Annotated in this window: 19 protein-coding genes and 2 tRNA genes; 12 read left to right on the top strand and 9 right to left on the bottom strand. The window is 60.9% G+C overall.

The window, feature by feature from the left end; all coding sequences use genetic code 11:
- Positions 1-61: 61 nt before the first annotated feature.
- Entirely contained in the window at positions 62-2,158 is a 2,097-nt protein-coding gene (locus AC56LN_RS20130; RefSeq protein ID WP_499574389.1) for a TonB-dependent receptor domain-containing protein, read from the bottom strand.
- Between the two features lie 163 nt (positions 2,159-2,321).
- On the opposite strand from AC56LN_RS20130, the gene AC56LN_RS20125 reads away from it, so the two are divergent.
- Positions 2,322-2,702, top strand: coding sequence for a Fur family transcriptional regulator (locus AC56LN_RS20125; protein WP_482897244.1), 381 nt, complete (start codon positions 2,322-2,324; stop codon positions 2,700-2,702).
- Between the two features lie 42 nt (positions 2,703-2,744).
- On the opposite strand, the gene AC56LN_RS20120 is transcribed toward AC56LN_RS20125, so the two are convergent.
- The 5 genes from AC56LN_RS20120 to AC56LN_RS20100 all read right to left on the bottom strand — a co-directional run bounded on the left by AC56LN_RS20120 (position 2,745) and on the right by AC56LN_RS20100 (position 8,630).
- Entirely contained in the window at positions 2,745-4,070 is a 1,326-nt protein-coding gene (locus AC56LN_RS20120; protein ID WP_499574388.1) for an amidohydrolase, read from the bottom strand.
- 103 nt (positions 4,071-4,173) lie between these two features.
- A complete protein-coding gene (locus AC56LN_RS20115; RefSeq protein WP_499574387.1) occupies positions 4,174-5,994 on the bottom strand; it encodes a M61 family metallopeptidase in 1,821 nt (606 codons plus the stop codon).
- 51 nt (positions 5,995-6,045) lie between these two features.
- The gene (locus AC56LN_RS20110) at positions 6,046-6,648 is read right to left on the bottom strand and encodes a nucleotidyltransferase family protein (RefSeq protein ID WP_499574386.1); all 603 of its coding nucleotides are present in this window, start codon (positions 6,646-6,648) and stop codon (positions 6,046-6,048) included.
- A 5-nt stretch (positions 6,649-6,653) separates the two neighbouring features.
- Positions 6,654-7,388 carry a DsbC family protein gene (locus tag AC56LN_RS20105; RefSeq protein ID WP_482897240.1) on the bottom strand — a complete coding sequence of 245 codons (735 nt, stop codon included), beginning with the start codon at positions 7,386-7,388 and terminating at the stop codon, positions 6,654-6,656.
- 12 nt (positions 7,389-7,400) lie between these two features.
- Complete coding sequence (locus AC56LN_RS20100; RefSeq protein WP_499574385.1) at positions 7,401-8,630, bottom strand: FAD-dependent monooxygenase; 1,230 nt, start codon at positions 8,628-8,630, stop codon at positions 7,401-7,403.
- 174 nt (positions 8,631-8,804) lie between these two features.
- Here AC56LN_RS20100 and AC56LN_RS20095 point away from each other — a divergent pair.
- The 5 genes from AC56LN_RS20095 to uvsE all read left to right on the top strand — a co-directional run bounded on the left by AC56LN_RS20095 (position 8,805) and on the right by uvsE (position 11,821).
- Positions 8,805-8,880: transfer RNA gene (locus AC56LN_RS20095), tRNA-Phe, on the top strand.
- Positions 8,881-8,942: 62 nt separating this feature from the next.
- Entirely contained in the window at positions 8,943-9,284 is a 342-nt protein-coding gene (locus AC56LN_RS20090; protein WP_499574384.1) for a zinc ribbon domain-containing protein YjdM, read from the top strand.
- An 80-nt stretch (positions 9,285-9,364) separates the two neighbouring features.
- Positions 9,365-9,949 (top strand): lipocalin family protein, encoded by a 585-nt coding sequence (locus AC56LN_RS20085; RefSeq protein WP_499574383.1) that lies wholly within the window; start codon positions 9,365-9,367, stop codon positions 9,947-9,949.
- A gap of 22 nt (positions 9,950-9,971) precedes the next feature.
- The gene (locus tag AC56LN_RS20080; RefSeq protein WP_499574382.1) at positions 9,972-10,829 is read left to right on the top strand and encodes a CAP domain-containing protein; all 858 of its coding nucleotides are present in this window, start codon (positions 9,972-9,974) and stop codon (positions 10,827-10,829) included.
- A 77-nt stretch (positions 10,830-10,906) separates the two neighbouring features.
- Positions 10,907-11,821, top strand: a complete 915-nt coding sequence (gene uvsE, locus AC56LN_RS20075) for a UV DNA damage repair endonuclease UvsE (protein ID WP_499574381.1) — start codon at positions 10,907-10,909, stop codon at positions 11,819-11,821.
- A 4-nt stretch (positions 11,822-11,825) separates the two neighbouring features.
- On the opposite strand, the gene AC56LN_RS20070 is transcribed toward uvsE, so the two are convergent.
- Together AC56LN_RS20070 and epsC are read right to left on the bottom strand one after the other, a co-directional pair.
- Positions 11,826-12,530, bottom strand: coding sequence for an alpha/beta fold hydrolase (locus tag AC56LN_RS20070; protein ID WP_499574380.1), 705 nt, complete (start codon positions 12,528-12,530; stop codon positions 11,826-11,828).
- An 11-nt stretch (positions 12,531-12,541) separates the two neighbouring features.
- Entirely contained in the window at positions 12,542-13,483 is a 942-nt protein-coding gene (gene epsC, locus AC56LN_RS20065; protein ID WP_499574379.1) for a serine O-acetyltransferase EpsC, read from the bottom strand.
- Between the two features lie 181 nt (positions 13,484-13,664).
- Between epsC and AC56LN_RS20060 the strand changes: the two genes are divergently transcribed.
- The 6 genes from AC56LN_RS20060 (at position 13,665) to AC56LN_RS20035 (ending at position 19,407) form a co-directional block, all read left to right on the top strand.
- The gene (locus AC56LN_RS20060) at positions 13,665-14,150 is read left to right on the top strand and encodes an acyl-CoA thioesterase (RefSeq protein WP_499500746.1); all 486 of its coding nucleotides are present in this window, start codon (positions 13,665-13,667) and stop codon (positions 14,148-14,150) included.
- Positions 14,151-14,208: 58 nt separating this feature from the next.
- A tRNA-Phe gene (locus AC56LN_RS20055) sits at positions 14,209-14,284 on the top strand.
- A gap of 304 nt (positions 14,285-14,588) precedes the next feature.
- Positions 14,589-15,227, top strand: a complete 639-nt coding sequence (locus AC56LN_RS20050; protein WP_499574378.1) for a hypothetical protein — start codon at positions 14,589-14,591, stop codon at positions 15,225-15,227.
- Positions 15,224-16,414, top strand: a complete 1,191-nt coding sequence (locus tag AC56LN_RS20045; RefSeq protein WP_499574377.1) for an ImmA/IrrE family metallo-endopeptidase — start codon at positions 15,224-15,226, stop codon at positions 16,412-16,414. Before AC56LN_RS20050 ends, AC56LN_RS20045 begins: the two co-directional genes overlap by 4 nt.
- Before the next feature lie 86 nt (positions 16,415-16,500).
- Entirely contained in the window at positions 16,501-17,370 is an 870-nt protein-coding gene (locus AC56LN_RS20040) for a restriction endonuclease (protein ID WP_499574376.1), read from the top strand.
- Positions 17,371-17,610: 240 nt separating this feature from the next.
- On the top strand, positions 17,611-19,407 hold the full coding sequence (locus AC56LN_RS20035; protein ID WP_499574375.1) for a reverse transcriptase domain-containing protein: 1,797 nt from the start codon (positions 17,611-17,613) through the stop codon (positions 19,405-19,407).
- Here AC56LN_RS20035 and AC56LN_RS20030 read toward each other — a convergent pair.
- Positions 19,404-20,348, bottom strand: a complete 945-nt coding sequence (locus AC56LN_RS20030; protein WP_499574374.1) for a hypothetical protein — start codon at positions 20,346-20,348, stop codon at positions 19,404-19,406. The genes AC56LN_RS20035 and AC56LN_RS20030 overlap by 4 nt on opposite strands.
- Positions 20,349-20,429 lie beyond the last annotated feature (81 nt).

The following is a 20,429-nucleotide window of genomic DNA, read 5'->3' as shown; positions in this document are numbered from 1 at the left end:
CAAACGACAAACGGCGCACGGCAAAATCTGCCGTGCGCCGCTGCGGATCCTTCAATCAGCGTCAGAACATCACGCGAATCCCTGCCGTGATATTGCGGCCGGTTAGCGGCGCCGCATTCTTGATGAACGACGTATGGCTGAACGCCAGTTCGTCGGTCAGGTTGTTCAGGCGCGCATAGAACTGCGTCGGCACGCCGCCGATGCGGGTCGAGTAATGGGTGCCGACATTGAGCATGTTGTAGCCGCCCGTTTCGGTCTCGTACTCGGCCAGCTTGTCCTGCTTGCCGACGCGGTACAGCTCCACCATGCCATGCCAGCCGTTCCAGTCGCCATCGAATTTCACGCCGATGCGGCTGGCCGGAATGCGCGGCAGGTTGCGGCTGCCATCACCACCATCGAAGCGGGCGCGCACGTAGTCGCCGAACACGGTCGCGCTCAGGCTGGACGACAGCTTCTGGCGAATTTCGCCTTCCACGCCGGTGAACAGGGCGTCACGCTGCGTGTACTGCACCAGCTGGAAACCATCCTGGCTGTCCAGCGTGCGCGCATAGATGTAGTTGTCGACCTTGTTGCGGAACGCGCTCACCGAGAACGTCGTGTCGCCGTCAAACTTGCGCAGCGTGAGGTCGACGTTGTTCGAGGTTTCCTTGTCCAGGTCCTGGTTGCCGATCTCGTAGGTGGACGTGGCCAGGTGGGCGCCGTCCGCATACAGTTCTTCGGCGGTCGGCAGGCGATGGCTGCGCGAGAGCGACGTGCCCAGCGAATAGCCCGGCGTGAGCTTCCACACCGCGCCCACCGACGCCGACGTGCCGCGCGCATCGGTGTTGGCCAGACCCGGGGCATCGACCTCGATGTCCTGCCACTCGTGGCGGAGGCCAGCCTCGAAGCGCCAGTCCTGCAGCTTGTATTCCTCGGTCAGGAATGCCGCATGCTTTTTGGTGAGGGTCGGCGGCACGTACGCTTCCTCGCCCAGCGCCGAGAAATCGCGGCGCGTGGTCTGCAGGCCGAACACGCCGCGCACACCGGCAATCGGCGCATGCACCGCCTCGAGGCGGGCATCGATGCCCTTGTTGCGGAACGACGTCGAGACCACGTTGTCTTCCAGCTCATCGTGGACATACTCGGTGAACGACGCACGCATGCGCACGCGCTCGATACCGGCCACCGGATTGCGGTACTCGCCGCGCACGTCCCAGCGCTCGCTGTCGAGTTTCACGACCGGGACGTCGCTGTGCTCGTGTTCATGCTCGTGCCCTTCTTCCTCGTGGTCGTGGCCCTCTTCTTCTTCATGGCCGCCGCAGTGCAGCTGGACACCATGCGGATGGCAGCCTTCGAATTCGTGGTTGTGGCCAGGGATGCCGTATTCGGTGCGCTCTTTCGTGAAGGCCGCGCCAAGGTAGCCGTTCTTGCCGATCCACGACAGGCCGACGGTGCCGGTCTCGCCTTCCTTGTAGCTGCCCAGCACGCGGCGGCCATCGACCCAATCCTTGCCGACGCGGTAGTCGCCCGCATCGCGCTTGACGCCTTCCAGGTGCAGCGCGACGTTGCTGCCGGCGGCCGTGGTGAATTCAAACGCGCCGGTCTTTTCGCGCGCCGCCGAATTGGCGCGGATTTCGGCGCTGCCTTCCAGGCCGTTTTCCGGTATCGCGGTCGGCACCTTGCGGTCGATGATGTTGACGACGCCACCCACCGCGCCACCACCGTAGGCCAGCGCCGACGGGCCACGCAGCACTTCGATGCGCTCGGCCAGCACGGGTTCAAATGCGACAGCGTGATCGGGGCTGATGGTCGAGGCATCCTGGATCTCGGCGCCATCCGACAGGATTTTCACGCGCGGGCCATCCATGCCGCGGATCACCGGGCGGCTGGCGCCGGCGCCGAAGTGGCTCGACGTGATGCCCGGCTGGTGGGCCAGCGTTTCGCCCAGCGTCGATTCGCGTGCGCGCACCAGTTCTGCGCCGCCGAGCGAGGTCACCGGCGTGATCATGTCGTCGTGCACCACGCCCAGCGCGCTGGCCGACACCACCACGGTCGGCACGCTGTCCGGATCGGCCGCCATGCGGCCCGTCGTCGTCTGGGCATGGGTGACCAGCGGCGCGCCGAAGGCCAGCATCAGTGCCAGGGTCAGTGGCGTGCGCTTGCAGGTGAAATGCGACATGGTGAAATCCTTGGTGATGAGATGAACGGCAGGCGGCAGGTCACCGGGCGCGGACGCGTCTAGTGATAAGCCATTATCATTAACGTCGAGATGATAGGCCATTATCAATAAGGATTCAACCCCCTTCTGGCCGAAGGGTCTCGCTTTCAGGTATTCTTCGGCTATGCAACGCAATACACGCCAAAAATCAGCCATCCTGCACGCGATCGAGCATGCACGCCGTCCACTGTCGCCACAGGAGATCCTGGCCGAAGCCAGCCAGGCCGTCAGCCAGATCGGCATGGCGACGATCTACCGCAACCTCAAGTCGCTGGTGGACGACGGCGCGCTGAAGGTCGTCACACTGCCGGGCGACGGCGCCCGCTACGAATCGACCAGCGTGGCCGAACACCATCACCACCACTTCCAGTGCACCAACTGCCAGCGCGTGTTCGACGTGCATGCGTGCCCGGGCGACATCGACCACATGGCCCCGAAAGGTTTCAGCGTCGAGCGCCACGAACTCACGCTGTACGGCCGCTGCGCCGATTGCATCAACGTCTGACGCCAACAGCAGCGCGGCCCGTCGAGGGCCGCGTCATCCTTCTTATTTACCCAGCATGTTCAGCACCGCCAGCGTCATCGCCTGGGCGCTCGTCTTGATCGACGGCTCCGGCACCGGCGCATAGAACGGCGAGTGGTTGAAGGCGATCGGCTTGCCGCCGGCCTGTTCGGCCGCGGCGACATCCTTCGGGTCATACACGCCGGTAAAGAAGAACATCGACGGCACGCCTTCGTTCGCGTACAGCGAAAAGTCTTCGCTGGCCGTCATGGCCGGCATGCGATGGGCCTTGTCAGCGCCGAATGCTTCCTTGAACACCACCTCGGTCTTGTTGACCAGCTCCGTGCTGTTGACGATCGCCTGGCCACCGCCGCCGATCAGCATCTCGGGCTTCGGTGCGCCGGCCATCGCGGCCGATCCTTCCGCCACGCGGCGCACGCCCTCGAGCAGCTTGGCCCGTACCTGCGGGCTGTATGAGCGGATGGTGCCGCGCACCTGCACGCTGTCGGGGATGATGTTGCCCACCGTGCCGCCCTGGATCGAGCCAATCGTGACGACGCCGAATTCCTTCGGGTCCTTCTCGCGGCTGACGACCGTCTGCACGTCGACGACAAAGCGCGCCGCGATGGCGATCGGATCGACGGTCTTGTCGGGCGCCGAACCATGGCCGCCACGGCCCTTGAAGGTGATCTCGAGCGAGTCGGAATTGGACGATACCGGGCCGTCGTTGTAGCCGATCGTGCCATACGCCAGCGGCCACGAATGCAGCGCGAACGCGTAGTCGGGTTTCGGGAAGCGCTTGAACAGGCCATCGTCCAGCATGGCCTTGGCGCCGGAAACGATTTCTTCGGCCGGCTGGCCGATGAACACGAGCGTGCCCTTCCACTGCCCTTTCAGTTCGACCAGCGTGCGCGCGGTGGCGAGCCAGCTGGTCATGTGGATGTCGTGGCCGCAGCTGTGGGTCACGAAGCTGTCGCGGCCTTCGCTGGTGGCGCGGGCGCGACTGGCGTACGGCAAGCCGGTCTTCTCTTCCATCGGCAGGCCATCCATGTCGGTGCGTACCAGGACCGTAGGGCCGGCGCCGTTCTTGAGCACCGCGATGATGCCGGTCTTGCCGACCTTCTCGGTGACGGTGAAACCGAGTTTGCGCATCTCGGCGGCCAGCTTGCCGGCGGTGCGCACTTCCTGGAACGCGATCTCGGGATGCGCGTGCAGGTCCTTGTAAATCGTGTCGAGCCACGGATACATGGCGTCCACGCGCGTGACGACATCGTTCTTGAGCGGGGCGGCCGGTTGGGCCAGGGCGGAGGTTGCGGACAGCGCCAGGAGCGGCGCACAGGCTGCGGCGGCGATGCGGGTCAGGATCGGCATGGGCTCTTGCGGTCAATGTTGAACAAGCCACAACGATAGCATGCTGCAATGCGATATGGGACGGGCGGCGGGTCGTGCCCGCCGCCCGGTATGACTAGACGGGCTAGACGGCGCTCGGCCGCTTGAGCGCTGCCGGCTTGCGCCCCGCCACTGCCTGTGACAGCGTGATGACCGGCACCCGATCACCCTGCAGCGTGACGTCGAACGCCATCAGTTCGTCGCGCCGGAATGCGTGCACCGGCACCCGGTCGCCGACGCGGTAGCGCGCCAGCAGCGCATCGACATTCGACGGATTGCCGTTCACGCGCAGCCCGTCGATGGCAATGACCACGTCCAGCGCTGACAACCCCGCCAGGTGCGCGGCGCCGCCTTCGTGCACCTGCGTGAGCTTGGCGCCCAGCGGGTCGCGTCCAATGCCGGCGTCGAGCGACGCCTTGCCGGTCTTGCGCTCGTCGGCCAGCTTGACGCCAAATGGTGCGTACAGCTTGGCCAGTGGCAGGTCTTCGACGCCGCGCACGTAGCGCTCGAACAGGTTCCTCAGTTTCAGGCCGCTGACGTCATCGAACAGCGCTTCGACTTCGTGTTCGGTCACGCCGCGCCCGACGCTCGGATAAAAGTCGCGCCCGTAACGCTCCCACAGCGCCAGCATCACGTCGTCGAGCGACTTCGCGCCGCCCGTCTTGGCGCGAATCGTCAGGTCGAACGCCAGCGCAATCAGCGAACCCTTGGTGTAGTAGCTGATGATCGCATTGGGCGAATTCTCGTCCTGGCGGTAGTACTTGCTCCAGGCGTCGAAGCTCGACTCGGCCACGCTCTGCTTCAGGCGCCCGCTGCCGCGCAGCACGCCACCCACTGCCTTGGCCTGCAGCTTGAAATACGTCGCTTCGCCGATGATCCCGGCGCGCACCAGCATCAGGTCGTCGTAGTAGCTGGTGAAGCCTTCGAACAGCCACAGGAGCGGCGTGTAGTTCTCGACCTGCAGGTCGTACGGCGCGAACACGGCCGGCTTGATGCGCTTGACGTTCCAGGTATGGAAGTACTCGTGGCTGCACAGGCCCAGGAACTGCAGATAGCCTTCGCCCGGCTCGCCGGGCTTCTGGTTCGCGGTGGTGGGCAGGTCGGCCCGCGCGCAGATCAGTGCAGTCGAGGCGCGGTGTTCCAGGCCACCGTAGCCGTCGCCCACGGCCATCGTCATGAACACGTAGCGCTCGAGCGGCGCGCGTTTGGTCAGTGGTTCGAAGAACGCGATCTGGGTTTCGCAGATGGCTTTCAGGTCGGCCTGCAGGCGCGCCATGTCCAGGTTGGGCACGCGCCCGGTGATGACGATGTCGTGCGGGATACCGTGCGCCTCGAAGGTCGCCAGCTCGAAGTTGCCCATCTCGACCGGGTGGTCGATCAGCTCATCGTAGTTGGCTGCGCCATAGGTGCCGAAGCCATAGCGCTTGGCGCCCGCTTCTTTCATCGAGGTCGCCACGCGCCAGGTGCGGGCCGCCGCATCGGCCGGCCGCTGGATGTCGACCTGGTGCGCCGTCGCTTCCTGCCCCACCACGCGCAGGAACACGCTGGTGCCGTTGAAGAAGCCGTGGGTCTGGTCCAGGTGCGCGGCGCGCACCGACAGGTCCCACGCATACACCTCGTAGTGCAGCGTCAGCGGGCCGGCGCCTGGTGCTGCGCGCCACGTGTGCTTGTCGAGTTTTGTCAGTGCCACGGCGGCGCCGGCCCGCTCGGCGCGGATGCGCACGATATTGCGCGCGAATTCGCGGATCATGTAGCTGCCCGGGATCCAGGCCGGCAGCGCGAAGGTCTGCCCGTCAGGATCGGGGTTGGCCACCGTCAGCGTGACGTTGAACAGGTGACCGGCCAGGTCCCGCGGGACGATGGTGTAGAAAATTGCGCTCTGTTTTTTTTGCGATGGCTTTTTCATGATCTGGGGTTGGTCTCGGGTCGCGCCGTATGGACAATAGTGTAAGCGGATTCAGGCTGGCAGATCGCCCTGGGTATCGATGTCGCGCAGGATGCCGGGGTCGGGCACGGCGATCGTGGTCACCGGACTGTTTGCGAGCAGGCGGCGCGCGCCCTGGTCGCCGTCCAGCGCCAGCAGGGCCTCGTGGTGGATGGCGCCAAACGCGACCGGATTGCCACGGCGGCCATCGAACAGCGGCGCCGCGATCCCGGCGCCATCGTCAACCGCATGGACCAGCGCCTGCAGCGTGGCTTCGGCCACGAACGGCATGTCACCCAGCGCCACGAGCCAGCCGCCAGCGCCCTGCGCAGGGAGCGGCGCATGGCGGATCGCATGCGCCAGCGACAGGCCCATGCCGCTGTCGGCATCCGCGCACACGGTAACGGTGCAGCCAAGCGCGCGCAGCGCATCGGCCACGCCACCATCGCTTGGTGGCACCACCGCCACCACACGCGGCAGCACCGCCAGCAACTTGCGCGCACTGGCCACGACGACGAAGTCGCCGCCCGGCAAATGCTGGAGCAGCTTGTTGCGCACGCCGGCCGGATCGAATCGCCGGCCGCGCCCTGCGGCCAGCAGGATGCCGGTGAGCGTGCTGCGGTCGCGCGGCGGCACGCCGGTTACTTCCCGGCCTTGCCTTCGAGCGAATCGAACTTGCCTTCGAGCGCCTTGAGGTCGATCGCGCCCGGAATGCGCGAGCCGTCGGCGAAGAAGATCGCCGGCGTACCCGTGATGCGCAGCTTCTGGCCCAGCGCGAGAACCTTCTCGTTCGGCGATTCGCATGCGGCCGGCGTGGCCGGCGGCACTTTACCGGCGATCATCCAGTCGTCCCAGGCCTTGTTGCGGTCGGACGCGCACCAGATGTTCTTCGACTTCACCGACGAATCCTCGGACAGGATGTTGTACATGAAGGTGTAGATCGTGACGTTGTCGATGTCCTTGAGCGTGGTCTGGCGCAGGCGCTTGCAGTAGCCGCAGTTCGGATCCTCGAACACCGCGATCACGCGCTTGCCGTTGCCCTTGACCTGCTTGAGCGCCATCTCGAGCGGCAGGTCGGAGAACTTGATCTTGTTGACTTCATCGATGCGTTCGCGCGTCAGGTTGCGCGAGCTTTTCACGTCGTACACCTGGCCGATGACGAGGTACTCGCCCTTCTTGTCGGTGTACAGGATGTCGCCCGCGACGCGCACTTCGTACAGGCCCGAATACGGGGTTTCCTTGACCGACTCGATCTTCGCGCCGCTCAGGCGTGGCTCGAGCGCCTTCTTGATGGTCGATTCGACGTTGGTCTGCGCATCGACGCACGATGCGAGAAGGCCAGTCGCCAGCAGGACGGCGATCTTCATTTTAAGCATGCTTGTAATTCCTCAGATTGATGACTTGCCCATGGCATGGGCCATCAGGCGCCGCTTCAGTGCCGGCATGTTATTGAGCAGGTTCAGGCCGATATTCCGGACCACTCGCAGCGGCTCCAGGTTCGCGCCGAACAGGCGTTCGAGTCCGTCGGTGGCCAGTTGCATCAGCAGCACCTCTTCCTTGCGCTTGCGAGCATAGCGCGCCAGCACCCGCTCGTCGCCGATGGCGCGCCGCTCTTCGCGGTCACGCACGATGGCCAGCAGGTCGACGATGTCGCCAAACCCCAGGTTCATCCCATGGCCGGCCAGCGGATGCACGGCGTGCGCCGCGTCGCCCACCAGCGCCACGTGCGGCGCCACCATCGCATGCGGCTTGATCAGCGCCAGCGGCACGGCGGCCACGGCGTCGGGCTGCAACGGGCGCAGCGTGCCGAGTTTGTCGTCGGCGTATTCGCCCAGCCGGATCGCCAGCTCGCCCAGCGACTCTTCCATCAGCGTAGCGGCCAGGGTTTCCGGGGCCGACCACACGAGCGAGACGCGGTTGCCCGGCAGCGGCAGCAGCGCGATGATGCCGTCCGAGCCGGTGAACCACTGGTGCGCGACGCCGTGGTGCGGCTTGTCGCAGGCAAAGTTGGTGACGATGGCCGTCTGGTGATACATGCGGTAATCGACGCCGATATCGCACTGCCCGCGCACCCACGATTCGCGCCCGTCTGCGCCGACCAGCAGCGCGCACTCGACACGGCGTCCGTCTTCGAGGCGCACGGCGGCGCCGCTGTCGCTGCAAGTGAGCTCGCAGGCGCGGCCTTCGACCCGCTGCACATTGTGCGCGAAGCGGAGCGCGGCATCGAGCGCGCCGTTCAGGTTCTGGTCTTCGACGATCCATGCAAGCGTGCCGACCCGGGCGCCAAAGGCATCGAAGCCCAGGCTACCAGCATCGGCACCGTCGCCATGCACATCCATCGCATCGACCGGCGCGATGCGCGCCATGTCGAGGGCGTCCCATACCTTCAGGGACGACAGCAGGTCGTGCGCCGTGTGGTTGAGCGCATACACACGCACGTCCCACGGTCGCTCGACGCCCGGTGGAGTAGCTGCAGCAGGCGCCTGCCGGGCCGGTGGCGCCAGCAGCGTCACGCTGTGGCCGGCCTGGGCGAAGCCGAGGGCTGCCGTCTTGGCGATGGCGCCATTGCCGACGATGCAGACGTCGGTCCGGATGGTGGAGGTCGTGGGCGTGGTCATGAAGGCATTATAGCGATATGCCGGTGCCGGAGGCCGGGCGGCGGGTTCGCGCCGTCGCAGGTGAGCGGGACAGGCCGCTCAGCCGGGCAACGATGCACAGGCCACGTTTGTGCTGCCGCGCGCGCAAGAGGACTTGCGCAACTGAAAATCGATGGCTATAATCGTGCCTCTCTTGGCCTGGTAGCTCAGTTGGTAGAGCAGAGGATTGAAAATCCTTGTGTCGGTGGTTCGATTCCGCCCCGGGCCACCAAGAATTCAGCAACACGTAAAAACGCCACCACCGAGTGGCGTTTTTGCATTCCAAGGCCACTCATGCATACGCTTCCGCCCTGCCCTCTCTGCCAATCGGCCTACACCTATGACGACGGCGCCGGCCAGTACGTCTGCCCGGAATGCGCGCACGAGTGGCCGATCGCGGGTGCAGCCAGCACCGAGACCGCGCGTGTCTACAAAGATGCGTCGGGCAACATCCTCCAGGATGGCGACACTGTCACCGTGATCAAGGATCTCAAGCCAAAAGGCTCGGGCGGCGTGATCAAGCAGGGCACCAAGGTCAAGAACATCCGCCTGGTCGACGCCGACCACGACATCGATTGCAAGATCGATGGCTTCGGCGCCATGAGCCTGAAGACGGAGTTCGTGCGCAAGGTGTGATGGCATGGTGTCGTAAACCATGCGACACCATTGCGGCTTTGTCACTATTCTGGGAACCTTCAAGATCACAAGAGGTTCCCATGTTTGCCAAGCCATCGTTCCTTGCCGCGTGTGCCACGCTCGCCCTGTCCGGCCTCTGCGCCGGATCGGCATTGGCTGCTGACGCCGCCAAGCCATTGCAGCCGATCGAATCGCTCGCGGTGCCCAGATATATGGGCGTCTGGTACGAAATCGCCAAGTTCCCCAACGAATTCCAGAAGAAATGCGTGGGCGACACCAGCGCGACCTATAACCTCGACAAGGACGGCCGGGTCAAGGTCATCAATCGCTGCCGCACGGCCGACGGCAAGATCGATACCGCCGAAGGCGTCGCGCGCCAGCCAGGCGCGGCCACCTCGCCCAAGCTCGAGGTGCGCTTCGCACCGGCCATCCTGTCCTTCATCCCGATGGTCTGGGGCGATTACTGGGTGATCGATCTGGACAACAAGTACCAGCTCTCCGCAGTCAGTGAGCCCAAGCGCGAATACCTGTGGATCCTGTCGCGCACGCCCCAGGTCGCCCCGGCCGAATACAACGCCTTGCTGGCACGCCTGAAAGCCCAGGGCCTGGACACCTCGAAACTCGTGCTCACGCCGCATACGGCGGCGCCGCAATCCGGGCAGTAACAGTCTGGTAAAGCGATCGGTCATGCGTGCTGCCCTGTTCGGGCTCGGGCTGCTGACATCGATCGCGCCAGCCTGGGCCCAGCCGCTTGCCGCCGATCCGCTGGCGGCGCTGATCAATGCCTACCGCGTCAAGCCGGCCGACTGCGACGGCGCATCCGTCGCGCCGGTGGCGCCGCTGGTTGCCGAGCCGGTCCTGGCGCAGATCCGCATCGGCTTCGGGACCTTCATCGAATCAGCACTGGAGCAGGCCGGCTACGCCACCGATGGCGCGGATTCCGTCGACGTTACCGGTCCGGAAGACGCCGCGGCCGCCATGCGCGTGCTGCAGCAGAGGTATTGCAAGGTGCTGCGCAGCGAACGATTCTCGGCCGTGGGCAGCTACCGCGAAGGCACGACCTGGACCGTCGTGCTGGCCCGGCCGGCGCCGCCCTTGCCATCGACCACGTATCCGGACTGGCGCGACGCCGGCCGTGCCATCCTCGAGGCAGTCAATCTTGCACGCGCCAGCGCCCGCATGTGCGGCGACCGCGCGTTTGCGGCGGCGCCGCCCTTGCAGTGGAACGCGCTGCTGGGCGAGGCCGCGCTGGCCCACAGCCTCGACATGGCCACGCGCCGCTACTTCAACCACTACGCGCAGGACGGCAGCGATCCGGCCGATCGTGCCACACGCGCCGGGTATCGCTGGCACCGCTTGGGCGAAAACATTGCCTTCGGCCAGCACTCGCCACAGGAAGCGGTCGACGGCTGGATCGACAGCCCGGGGCACTGCGCCAATATCATGCAAGCGGACTTCACCGAGATGGGCGCGGCCTACGGCGTCACGGCCGACCGGCAGGCGGGCATCATCTACTGGACCCAAGTGTTCGGCACGCGGCGGTAAAGTGCCCCGCTTTCGACCCTGCTTCCGATCCCGGGCGCGCCCTGCGCCACCCTGCTTCGGCTAGACTTGCCTGCACCATGACCCTGATCGCCACGCAACCACACCTCGGCCTTGTCTGCATCACCGTCTCGAAAGAGGTGCGGTATCGCACGATCACGCGCAAGCGCCTGCTCGACCTGTCCGAAGAAGGCCAGCAGCGCGCGCTGGAAGAGATCTACCGCGACAATATCCAGACGCTCGACAACGCCCTGCGCTACTGCGAGCGCGAAGGCATCCGGCTGTACCGGATGCCTTCGTCGATCTTCCCGTTTGCCGACGAGCCGTTCGGCCTGGCGATCCTGGAAAAATTCAAGGACACCCTGGGCCGCTCGGGCCGGCGTGCGACGGAGCGCGGCATCCGGCTCGTGATGCATCCCGACCAGTTCGTGGTACTGAGCTCGGATTCGGAGAACGTCGTCGCCAACAGCGTCAAGATCCTGCAGATGCACGCCGACATCATGGATTTGCTGGAGCAGCCGCGTTCACCCTGGGCGCTGCTGGAAATCCACGGCGGCAAATCCGACCGCGAAGACCAGCTCGTGGCGCGCATCGCCGAACTGCCCGAGGCGATCCGCAGCCGCCTGTGTCTGGAGAATGACGAATACGCCTACAGCGCCGACGAGATCCACGCCGTCTGCGTGCGCGCGGGCATCCCGATGGTGTTCGACGCCCACCATCACATCGTCCACGAAAAGCTCGACAGCTACGACCACCCGAGCGTCGCTGAAACGCTGGCCAAGGCCCGTGCGACCTGGCCCGATCCCGCGCACCAGCTGGTGCACATCTCGAACGGCCGCGAAGGTTTCAACGACCGCCAGCATTCCGACCTGATTTCGGTGATGCCGTCGTCTTACCTGCAGGCGCCCTGGATCGAGATCGAGGCCAAGCACAAGGAAGACGCGATCCGTGGCCTGCACGGCTGGTGCGAGAAAGTTACGCCCGCCGCGGCGTAGTCGTTCAGCCGGCGTGCAAGGCTGACACGCCTTCCAGCCACGGCGTCAGCACATCCGCCAGCGCCTGCGGCGCTTCGAGCGGGATCATGTGGCCGCTGTCGTCGATGACGGCAAACGTGGACCCGGCAATCCCCGCATGCAGTTCCTGCGATTCTTCCAGACTGCGCAGGCGATCGTGGCCGGCCGCGACGATCAGCGTCGGGCAGCGGATCTGGTCCAGCAGATGCAGGTCGCCGGGCCGCTCGACCATCGACTGGTTGCGAAACGCCTCCGCCCCCAGCCGCACACCCATCTGGCGCACGCGCTCGATCAACGACTCGTCGCCCGCATTTTTAGGATGCAGCGACGTGGCGATCGCCGTGCGGCTCAGCCCCGCGAACGACACCGACGGCGCAGAGCGCGCCACCGAGCGCTTGCCCTGCCTGACTGCATCGGTATCGGGCCGGGTCGAGCTGGCGATCAGGGCCAGCGCCTCCACCCGTTCGGGCGCCTGGCGCACGATCTCGCGCGCGACATAGCCGCCCATCGAAAAGCCGACGAGGATGAACGACGGCGGCGCATCGCGCAGCACGCGCGCCGCCATCGCTTCGAGCGAAGCGTCGTGGCGCAGGTCGGCATGCACGAGCGGGCCGAATGGCGCGAGCGGCGCGCGCAGGTCGTCCCACAACGTGTCATCGGCCATGTAGCCGGGTACCAGCAGAATCGTCATTGTCCTGCTGCTCAGGTATTGCGCATCTGCGCCTGCGACACATTGCTGCCCGGCGGGACGCTCTGCGTGAGCCAGACATTACCGCCGATGGTCGACCCGGCGCCGATGGTGATACGGCCCAGGATGGTGGCGCCGGCATAGATGACGACGTCGTCCTCGACGATCGGATGCCGTGGAATGCCCTTGACGAGCGCGCCGCTGTCGTCGACCGGGAAGCGCTTGGCGCCCAGCGTGACCGCCTGGTACAGGCGCACGCGCTCGCCGAGGATGGCGGTTTCACCAATTACGACGCCGGTGCCGTGGTCGATGAAGAAGCTGCCGCCGATCTGCGCGCCGGGGTGGATGTCGATGCCGGTGAGCGAGTGGCCAATATCGGCCACCACGCGCGCCAGGAACGGCACGCCCAGGCGCGTCAGGCAATGCGCGATGCGGTGGTACAGGATGGCGATGGTGCCGGGATAGCACAGCATGATCTCGGCCACCGAGGTGGCCGCCGGGTCGCCCGCGAGTGCGGCCTGCACGTCCGACACCAGCAATGCCCGTAAACCAGGCAGGCGGGCCGCGAACTCGCGCGTGATCGCGCGGGCACGCTCGGCCAGCACGAGGTCTTCACGCTGGGCGTCCGCACCGGTCAGTTCGGACGGCGCCGCGGGCGAAAACCGCAGCGCACGCCGCACCTGCTCGACCAGCCGGTCGAGCGCCACGTTGAGCGTATCAGCAACGTAGTAGTCGATGCTCTCGTCGTTCAGGTCAGGGCGCCCGTAATGCGTGGGAAACAGCGCGGCCGACAGGCCATCGACGATCTGGCGCAGCACATCGCGCGACGGCAGCTCGCGCACGCGGCCCTGGTGCCGGATATTGTGGGTCGACTCGCGCGACGTGCGCAGTGCATCGATGACGGGACCAAGGTGCCACTGCACCGATCCACCTTGGTATGGGAGTTCGCTGTTCATTTGCCGAGCCTAGCGGGTTTGCATGGTGATGCCACGATTTTATGGGTATTTCGGCAAGCGCGTTTGTCGGACTACTTTTTCACCGGGTCAGCAGATCAGGGACCACCACCGCTGACCTTGCCGCGAGGCAGTTTCTGAGGCAACATCAGCACTCGCCCAGCCACTTGTATTGATTGCAACCATGAACCTGCCCTCCCACCAGCTCAGCATGACGGTGCTGATGACGCCCGACACGGCCAACTTCTCCGGCAACGTGCACGGCGGCACCATCCTGAAACTGCTCGACCAGGCAGCCTACGCCTGCGCCAGCCGCTACGCCGGGCGCTATGTGGTGACGATGAGCGTCGACCAGGTGACCTTCCGCCAGCCGATCCACGTCGGTGAACTGGTGACCTTCCTGGCCGCCGTGAACTATACCGGCCGCAGCTCGATGGAAATCGGCATCAAGGTGATTGCCGAGGACATCCGCAGCAAGGCCGTGCGGCACGTGAACAGCTGCTTCTTCACGATGGTGGCGGTGGGCGACGACAAGAAGCCGGCCTCGATTCCGCCGCTGGTGCCGTCGACACCCGACGAAGTGCGCCGCTTCGAGGAAGCCAAGGGGCGCCGCGACCTGCGCCTGGCGCTTGAGCGGGATCATGCGCAGCGGATCAGCAGCAAGGGTTGAGGTTCGGCGCGGGAGGATTGTCTGCTTGCCAAAAACGCTGCTATAATTGCGCGCTCTTGGCCTGGTAGCTCAGTTGGTAGAGCAGAGGATTGAAAATCCTTGTGTCGGTGGTTCGATTCCGCCCCGGGCCACCAAGAACAAATAAAACGCTACCTTCGGGTGGCGTTTTTGTATTTCGGCGCTGTATTTCTTCCTATCCGGTTCATTTCCGGTATGCCGTTTCTTGCGGCCTAGTTCAAAAAGCGAGCTACCCTGGCCAAGACGTCCAGCCAAACCGGACAACAGCCAAACCGAGACAGGCAGCCCTCCTCTATTGGTGGCCGAGTCTCACCACATTGGACTGGCCGAAATATTTCATAGAGCATGCCAGAACTTCCGTTTTTTCAACCACGAATGCGGTACAATTTTCGGAAGCCACAACTCTGAAGGAGTGCTTTCATGTCGGTCACCCGAATTGTAGATGCACAGCAGGACGTCGATGCGCGTTTAGCCGAGCTAAGACTTGATCAATCAATAATCTCAGAGGCACTCCGCCAAGCCAACTTACATTGGGTGCGAAAAACTGACCACCACCCTCGGCTTTATAGGCATCAGATTATGTGGGGTGAAACTGTGGCTGCCCTTCGCGACTTGCTCGCCCCCATGGGTTGGCGTAAATCTGATGAGGGCAACTATGAACTGACTGTTAACTCTGCTGGCGATCTCGCCATCGTTATAGCATCAGGGGACTCAGGAACCGCGAACCCGAATCGCACCCCATCTAACAAGAGCCCCAAAGGACGTCATACAGTTGATGCAGTTGCGGCAAATCGGCAAAGCGATATGTTTGCTGAACTGCTGCCTGTGGAGCCTTCATTTGAAAGAAGCGTCTCGACGTGGGTACTGTTGCATCACCGAAGCGCCAACAAAATTCACGTGGAATTGTCGAAGCCGAACGAGATCGACAAAGACGGAATGATCATCTCTTGGTCTGAGAGACTTCTATTGAGTGATATCCCCTTGGACGGTGAGACAATCACCGTAACCCCACCTCAACTTCCAGATATAAATATCGAAATTAGCCGTAAATCCGCATGACAATAATGTTTAATCCAGCGTGTTTTTCGCTCGCCAGACGTCGACGAGGAATGAAGAAAAAGGAACTTGCCGAACGTGTCGGAGTCAGCGAACGTTCGGTTTCCTCATATGAAAAGGGCGAGCAACAGCCCGAGCAGCAGACATTAAAACGCATCGCAGAAACGCTTAATTTTCCTGAGGCTTTTTTTTGCGCAGCGGATCCAGAGGAGCTAACACCGGACATCGCTAGTTTTCGGTCCATGTCGAAGATGAGCGCACGACAGCGCGATGTTGCGCTCGGCGCTGGATCTATCGCTCTTTTGCTAAACGAATGGATCGAGAAACGATTTAATCTGCCAGTGCACAATCTGCCCGACCTCGGACGTGAGCCAAGTTCACTGACGATTCTCGAAAATCGTGCAGATTATGAAGACAACGTCCCCTTCCCTACTCAGCAGTCTGCGCAACACCCTGAAGCGGCCGCCGAGGCGCTACGCTCCTATTGGGGGTTAGGGGAGCTTCCCGTGAAAAACATGGTGACCCTCCTAGAATCGAAAGGGATTCGCATCTATTCTTTGGCCATCGATGCGAAGGAAGTAGATGCTTTCTCGATGTGGTACGGCGGGAAACCCTTTGTTTTCTTAAACACATTTAAGTCTGCTGAACACTGTCGATTTGATGCCGCTCACGAACTCGGTCATCTCGTTCTCCACAGGCATGGACAAGCTCACGGACCGGAGCTCGAACGCGAGGCCAATGCGTTCGCCTCAGCATTTTTAATGCCCCGAAAAAGCGTTCTTTGTAATGGGCCGAAATCGGCCACGTTGCCTGGAATTGTTCAGCATAAAAAATACTGGGCAGTTTCGGTTGCAGCCCTGAACTATCGACTGCACGCTCTAGGTATGACCTCCGATTGGACGTATCGCACTCTTTGCATTCAACTTGCGGAAGCTGGTTACCGAACCCAGGAGCCGAATGGGTGCGTCCATGAGAAATCGATTGTGTTGGAAAAGGTTTTCTCGGCATTACGCGAAGAGGGAATCACGAAAGCCGCTGTCGCCGAGGAACTCCTAATCCCTGCTGAAGAAATCAATGCGCTTACCTTCGGATTGATGTTGAATGTTCTGAAGGGTGGGCTGGGGGTTGGAGACGCTCGCGGGAGAAACATGCCAAGCCAGCTCCAGCTCGTTCCGCCTATTGAGAGCTAGGTGAACACAAGACCTCATTGTGTGAAGGCTAGCGTTAGAATGGCGTAACAAGAAGAGCGGCCTGGCCACAAAAAATTGGAGACTGAATGACTAATATCCGCACGCTTGATATGATGTTTATCGACGATATCTTTGACATGGGTGGAGGATATGTTCTCACTTTCTCTGATCGGACACTTTCACTATTCTTTGCCGAAGAACTCAACATAGACATCGACAATCCCACGTACGCGAAAAATGGGGCCTCCAAGGCAAAGCGCTTGCGCTGCTTCCTGCAGACAGTGGACAAGCCAACAGTCGTAAGAACCCTGAAAGCACTTTGGGAATGTCGCGAAGCCCTACGTCAACGCGCCGGCGACGTCGAAAAAATTGAAAATGCCCACGGTCGATTTCTTTCACTAATAAATCGGATCGAGGGACGACCGGACGCGGGTCCCATTGCACAAAATCCTCCAATTCAAGCCTTTAATCGACAAACACTCGCGCAAATTAAGGCAGATCTACTTTCGATTTCTAGCCTCGCTCCCCAGCCGAGAGGTTTCGCTTTCGAAAAATTGCTGAAGCGACTTTTCGATGCCTATGGTTTGGCTGCGCACGACCCGTTCAGACTTCGCGGTGAGCAAATCGACGGTAGCTTCCAACTCGCCAGTGAGACATACCTAGTTGAAGCGAAGTGGCAAAATCTTCCGACCGGCGTCGCTGACCTTCACACTTTTCATGGAAAAATTGAACAAAAAGCCGCTTGGACCCGTGGCCTCTTTGTAAGCAATAGCGGATTTACTCCCGACGGGCTCATGGCCTTCGGGAGAGGGAAACGAGTAATTTGCATGGACGGACTGGACCTTTACGATACCCTAGACCGCGAAATTCCACTCAATCAAGTTCTGGAACGCAAGGTTCGACGTGCAGCCGAAACCGGCGCACCGTTCATTCAAGTTCGCGAACTATTCCCGTAGTTCGCCAGCAATTCCGCCCAAAAAAAGGTTCCAGCTAATATTGCACATTACTTGGTTACTCATCTACAATGTGTGGGCCGTCCCGGTACAGACTTAATTTGGTCCGCGTTAACGCAGACCTTGCAGTGAGGTGTCCCCGACGCTCGACTATTATCGCCATCAGCATTATCGCGCGAGGTATAGGTGAAAGTTATCGGGACGGCACTTTCAAAGGGTACTATGCCAAGCACGCTGCTCCCCATGCCAACATTCGTCTTTCCTTCTCATGCAGTTCGCATTCGGACGGACGTGGAATACATGTCAGCTCACTTGCTTGGCAAGCCGTACGGTGACGTACAGAAGATCATCTACCCTACTCCACCGTACAAAGTTTTCTTGATTAGTAAGCGAAGTGGTGCACCGCGACTCATTCAAGAGCCCCGCGAGCGACTGAAAGTGCTTCAAATGAAGGTGCTCGAGTTCTTGGAAGAACATGCCTCAAAGCCCAAGCCCTGCGTGCATGGGTTCACAAAGAGACGCAGCATCGTTACAAATGCTCGGAAACACTGCTCACCACAAGTTCAGCATTTGTTGAACATTGACTTGAAGGATTTTTTTCCTTCGATAGGCTTCTTTCGCGTTCGCGGAGTTCTGCAGAAAAAGCCTTTTGAGTGTTCGCACAATGTCGCGACGGTGCTGGCGCAAATATGTACCCATCGCAATGAACTTCCCCAAGGCGCACCAACTTCGCCATTTCTAGCAAATCTCGTATCTCGTCGACTGGACACCGATTTAATGGACCTCGCGCGTCGTCATCGTGCGACCTATACACGTTATGCTGATGATCTGACTTTTTCCTTTTCTGTTCGCACCGCTTCACGGTTACCAGAAAACATCTGTGAATTTGAAAGCGGCGGCCTGACTCTCGGACACGAGCTGCTATCAATAATTGAGCGCAACAATTTTCAAGTAAACCCTGCGAAGAGCCGGATGAGCACTCGTTACCATCGACTTGAGGTCACAGGCATCACGATCAATGAGTTCCCAAATGTTAAGCGAAACTTTATTGATCGAATTCGCGGGGGGCTGCATGCATGGGGGAAATACGGTTACGAAAGAGCGCAAACAGAGTGGAAACGGCGGGTAACTGAAGGCAAGGCGGCCTCTTATGAAAAGCGGCCTTGGAAGCGCCAACGGAGGACACGAACCCTACCAAAATTAATAAACGTCCTTTGGGGGAAACTGCTTTATGTTCGAATGGTGCGGGGAGCGCACGATGTTATCTATACTCGGCTAGCCGAGCGTTACAACGAATTGTGCGCAAAGGAACACGCCCTGGACGGTGGATTTTCGTACTCTAGGCTGCCAGTAGAGCAAATCGTTCGAAACTCGGAGGATGCGGAGCGCGCAGTGCTGGTAGTCTCCTGGATGGGTGATTACCAACCAACCGGGGCTGCGGAACCCGACGCTGTGGGATCGCAAGGGTCCGCGTTCCCGTACAAATCTAGCAATCGGCTTATCACCTGCGATCACGTGCTGCGCTGGGAAGGCGATGTCAATGGTTCTAATGTAATGACGGACTACAACTCTGCCGACGTTCACGGCGCGACAATAGAGGTGATTCAGGCGGGAACCGGAGCCCGCTGGCCCGTCCGGGTCGTCCACCGCGACATGGAAAAAGACTTAGCAATTTTGGAATTTGTTGGCGCCCCACCTGCCCTTCGTCACTTCATAGGGCTAGACGCCCCCATAAGAAGAAACGAAAATGGCGTTCTTATTGGGTATCCGAACTGGAATGCCGGGCGTGTCGCCAATCAGATCGATGCTGTCGTAGTGAATCGTTTCGCACGTCGTGCTCTTCAACGTTTGGAAATATCAACGATGATTCGACAAGGCAATAGCGGGGGGCCATTCGTTGATGAATTATTTCGGGTTGCTGGCGTCGCCCAAGAGGGCGCTACTCAGGATAGCGGCAATGATGAGTGCCTCTGCGTAGAAGAGCTTGATAAGTGGATCGCCTCTGTCGAATCAGGTGTACCGACATTGACAGCGCCCTAACTGTCGTCCCGTCCAATTGCATATTCGCCAGTGCAGAATTCACAGCGCTGCTCATACTCCCCATCCTCAGTTTCCCAAGACGCCATTTCGCCACTCAGGCTAAGAGCCCCACAACAATCACAAAGCACTTCTATTTCGTCACTTTCTTCGTTGCCACAGTTCATGCAACGATAGCCCGTGCCTGACGTGGCCTCAGTGATCATCGTGTTCTCTGAACATTCCGGGCATTCATACACCTTGAAGTCGACCAGTTCACGAAACTTGTGCCTTACGCCTCTGAATGCATCATCTTCTTTCTCCTTTACTTCAATCTTTGCCTCGCGTAAATGGTGCTCGTATTCGTCCGCTAGTTGATGATACAGCTCGTTGTTCTCAGCGCTGATTTTCTCGGCTAGCACAAATAGCGAGAACAGGTCTACAAATTCCTCTGCGCTACGAACGATTCTCCCAAGACATAACCTAACCTCCTTGGGCTCGATCTCAAATTGAAAATGCTCGATGTTATTACGAAGACCCTTCAACCAATCGATGTCAGACATAAATTTAGCATCGACAAAAAGGTTTCCTGTGGTCGAACAACGCTCATCTTTCGCAAGAGACAAAGCCTGGTGAACCATAATGGTTTTCGGTGGTCCCTGATGAGTGGACTTGGGGGCGATATAAGAGAAGCCGGCGGCCTTCATCGAAGCTAGATAGGCCAAAATCGAACTGCCCCCCGCTTTCTTGCACTCGTCTTTAAGGTGTTGATAGTTGGCCAGATAAATCAGATTTTCGTCCAAGCTTTGCACATAAATCTTTAATACTAACTCCAGAAAGTGAGCCATATGTAGTATTGCGAACTTGTATGCACGGACTTGACCGCCCTCGCCTTCTCGATACTTCGCAAGGGCTTCGTTGAAGCTGTCGATTGAATTTTCTTGGATTCCAAGTTGATATGGCATAACGAATTTTTTTGATTAGCGAACATCAATCATATCAAACTAATGTTTAAGGAAGTGTCTCTTCGCAGAAATTGAAGAGCA

This window comes from Telluria sp. ZT3P26 (genome assembly GCF_059686035.1).
This window is presented reverse-complemented; position numbering and strand designations above follow the sequence as displayed.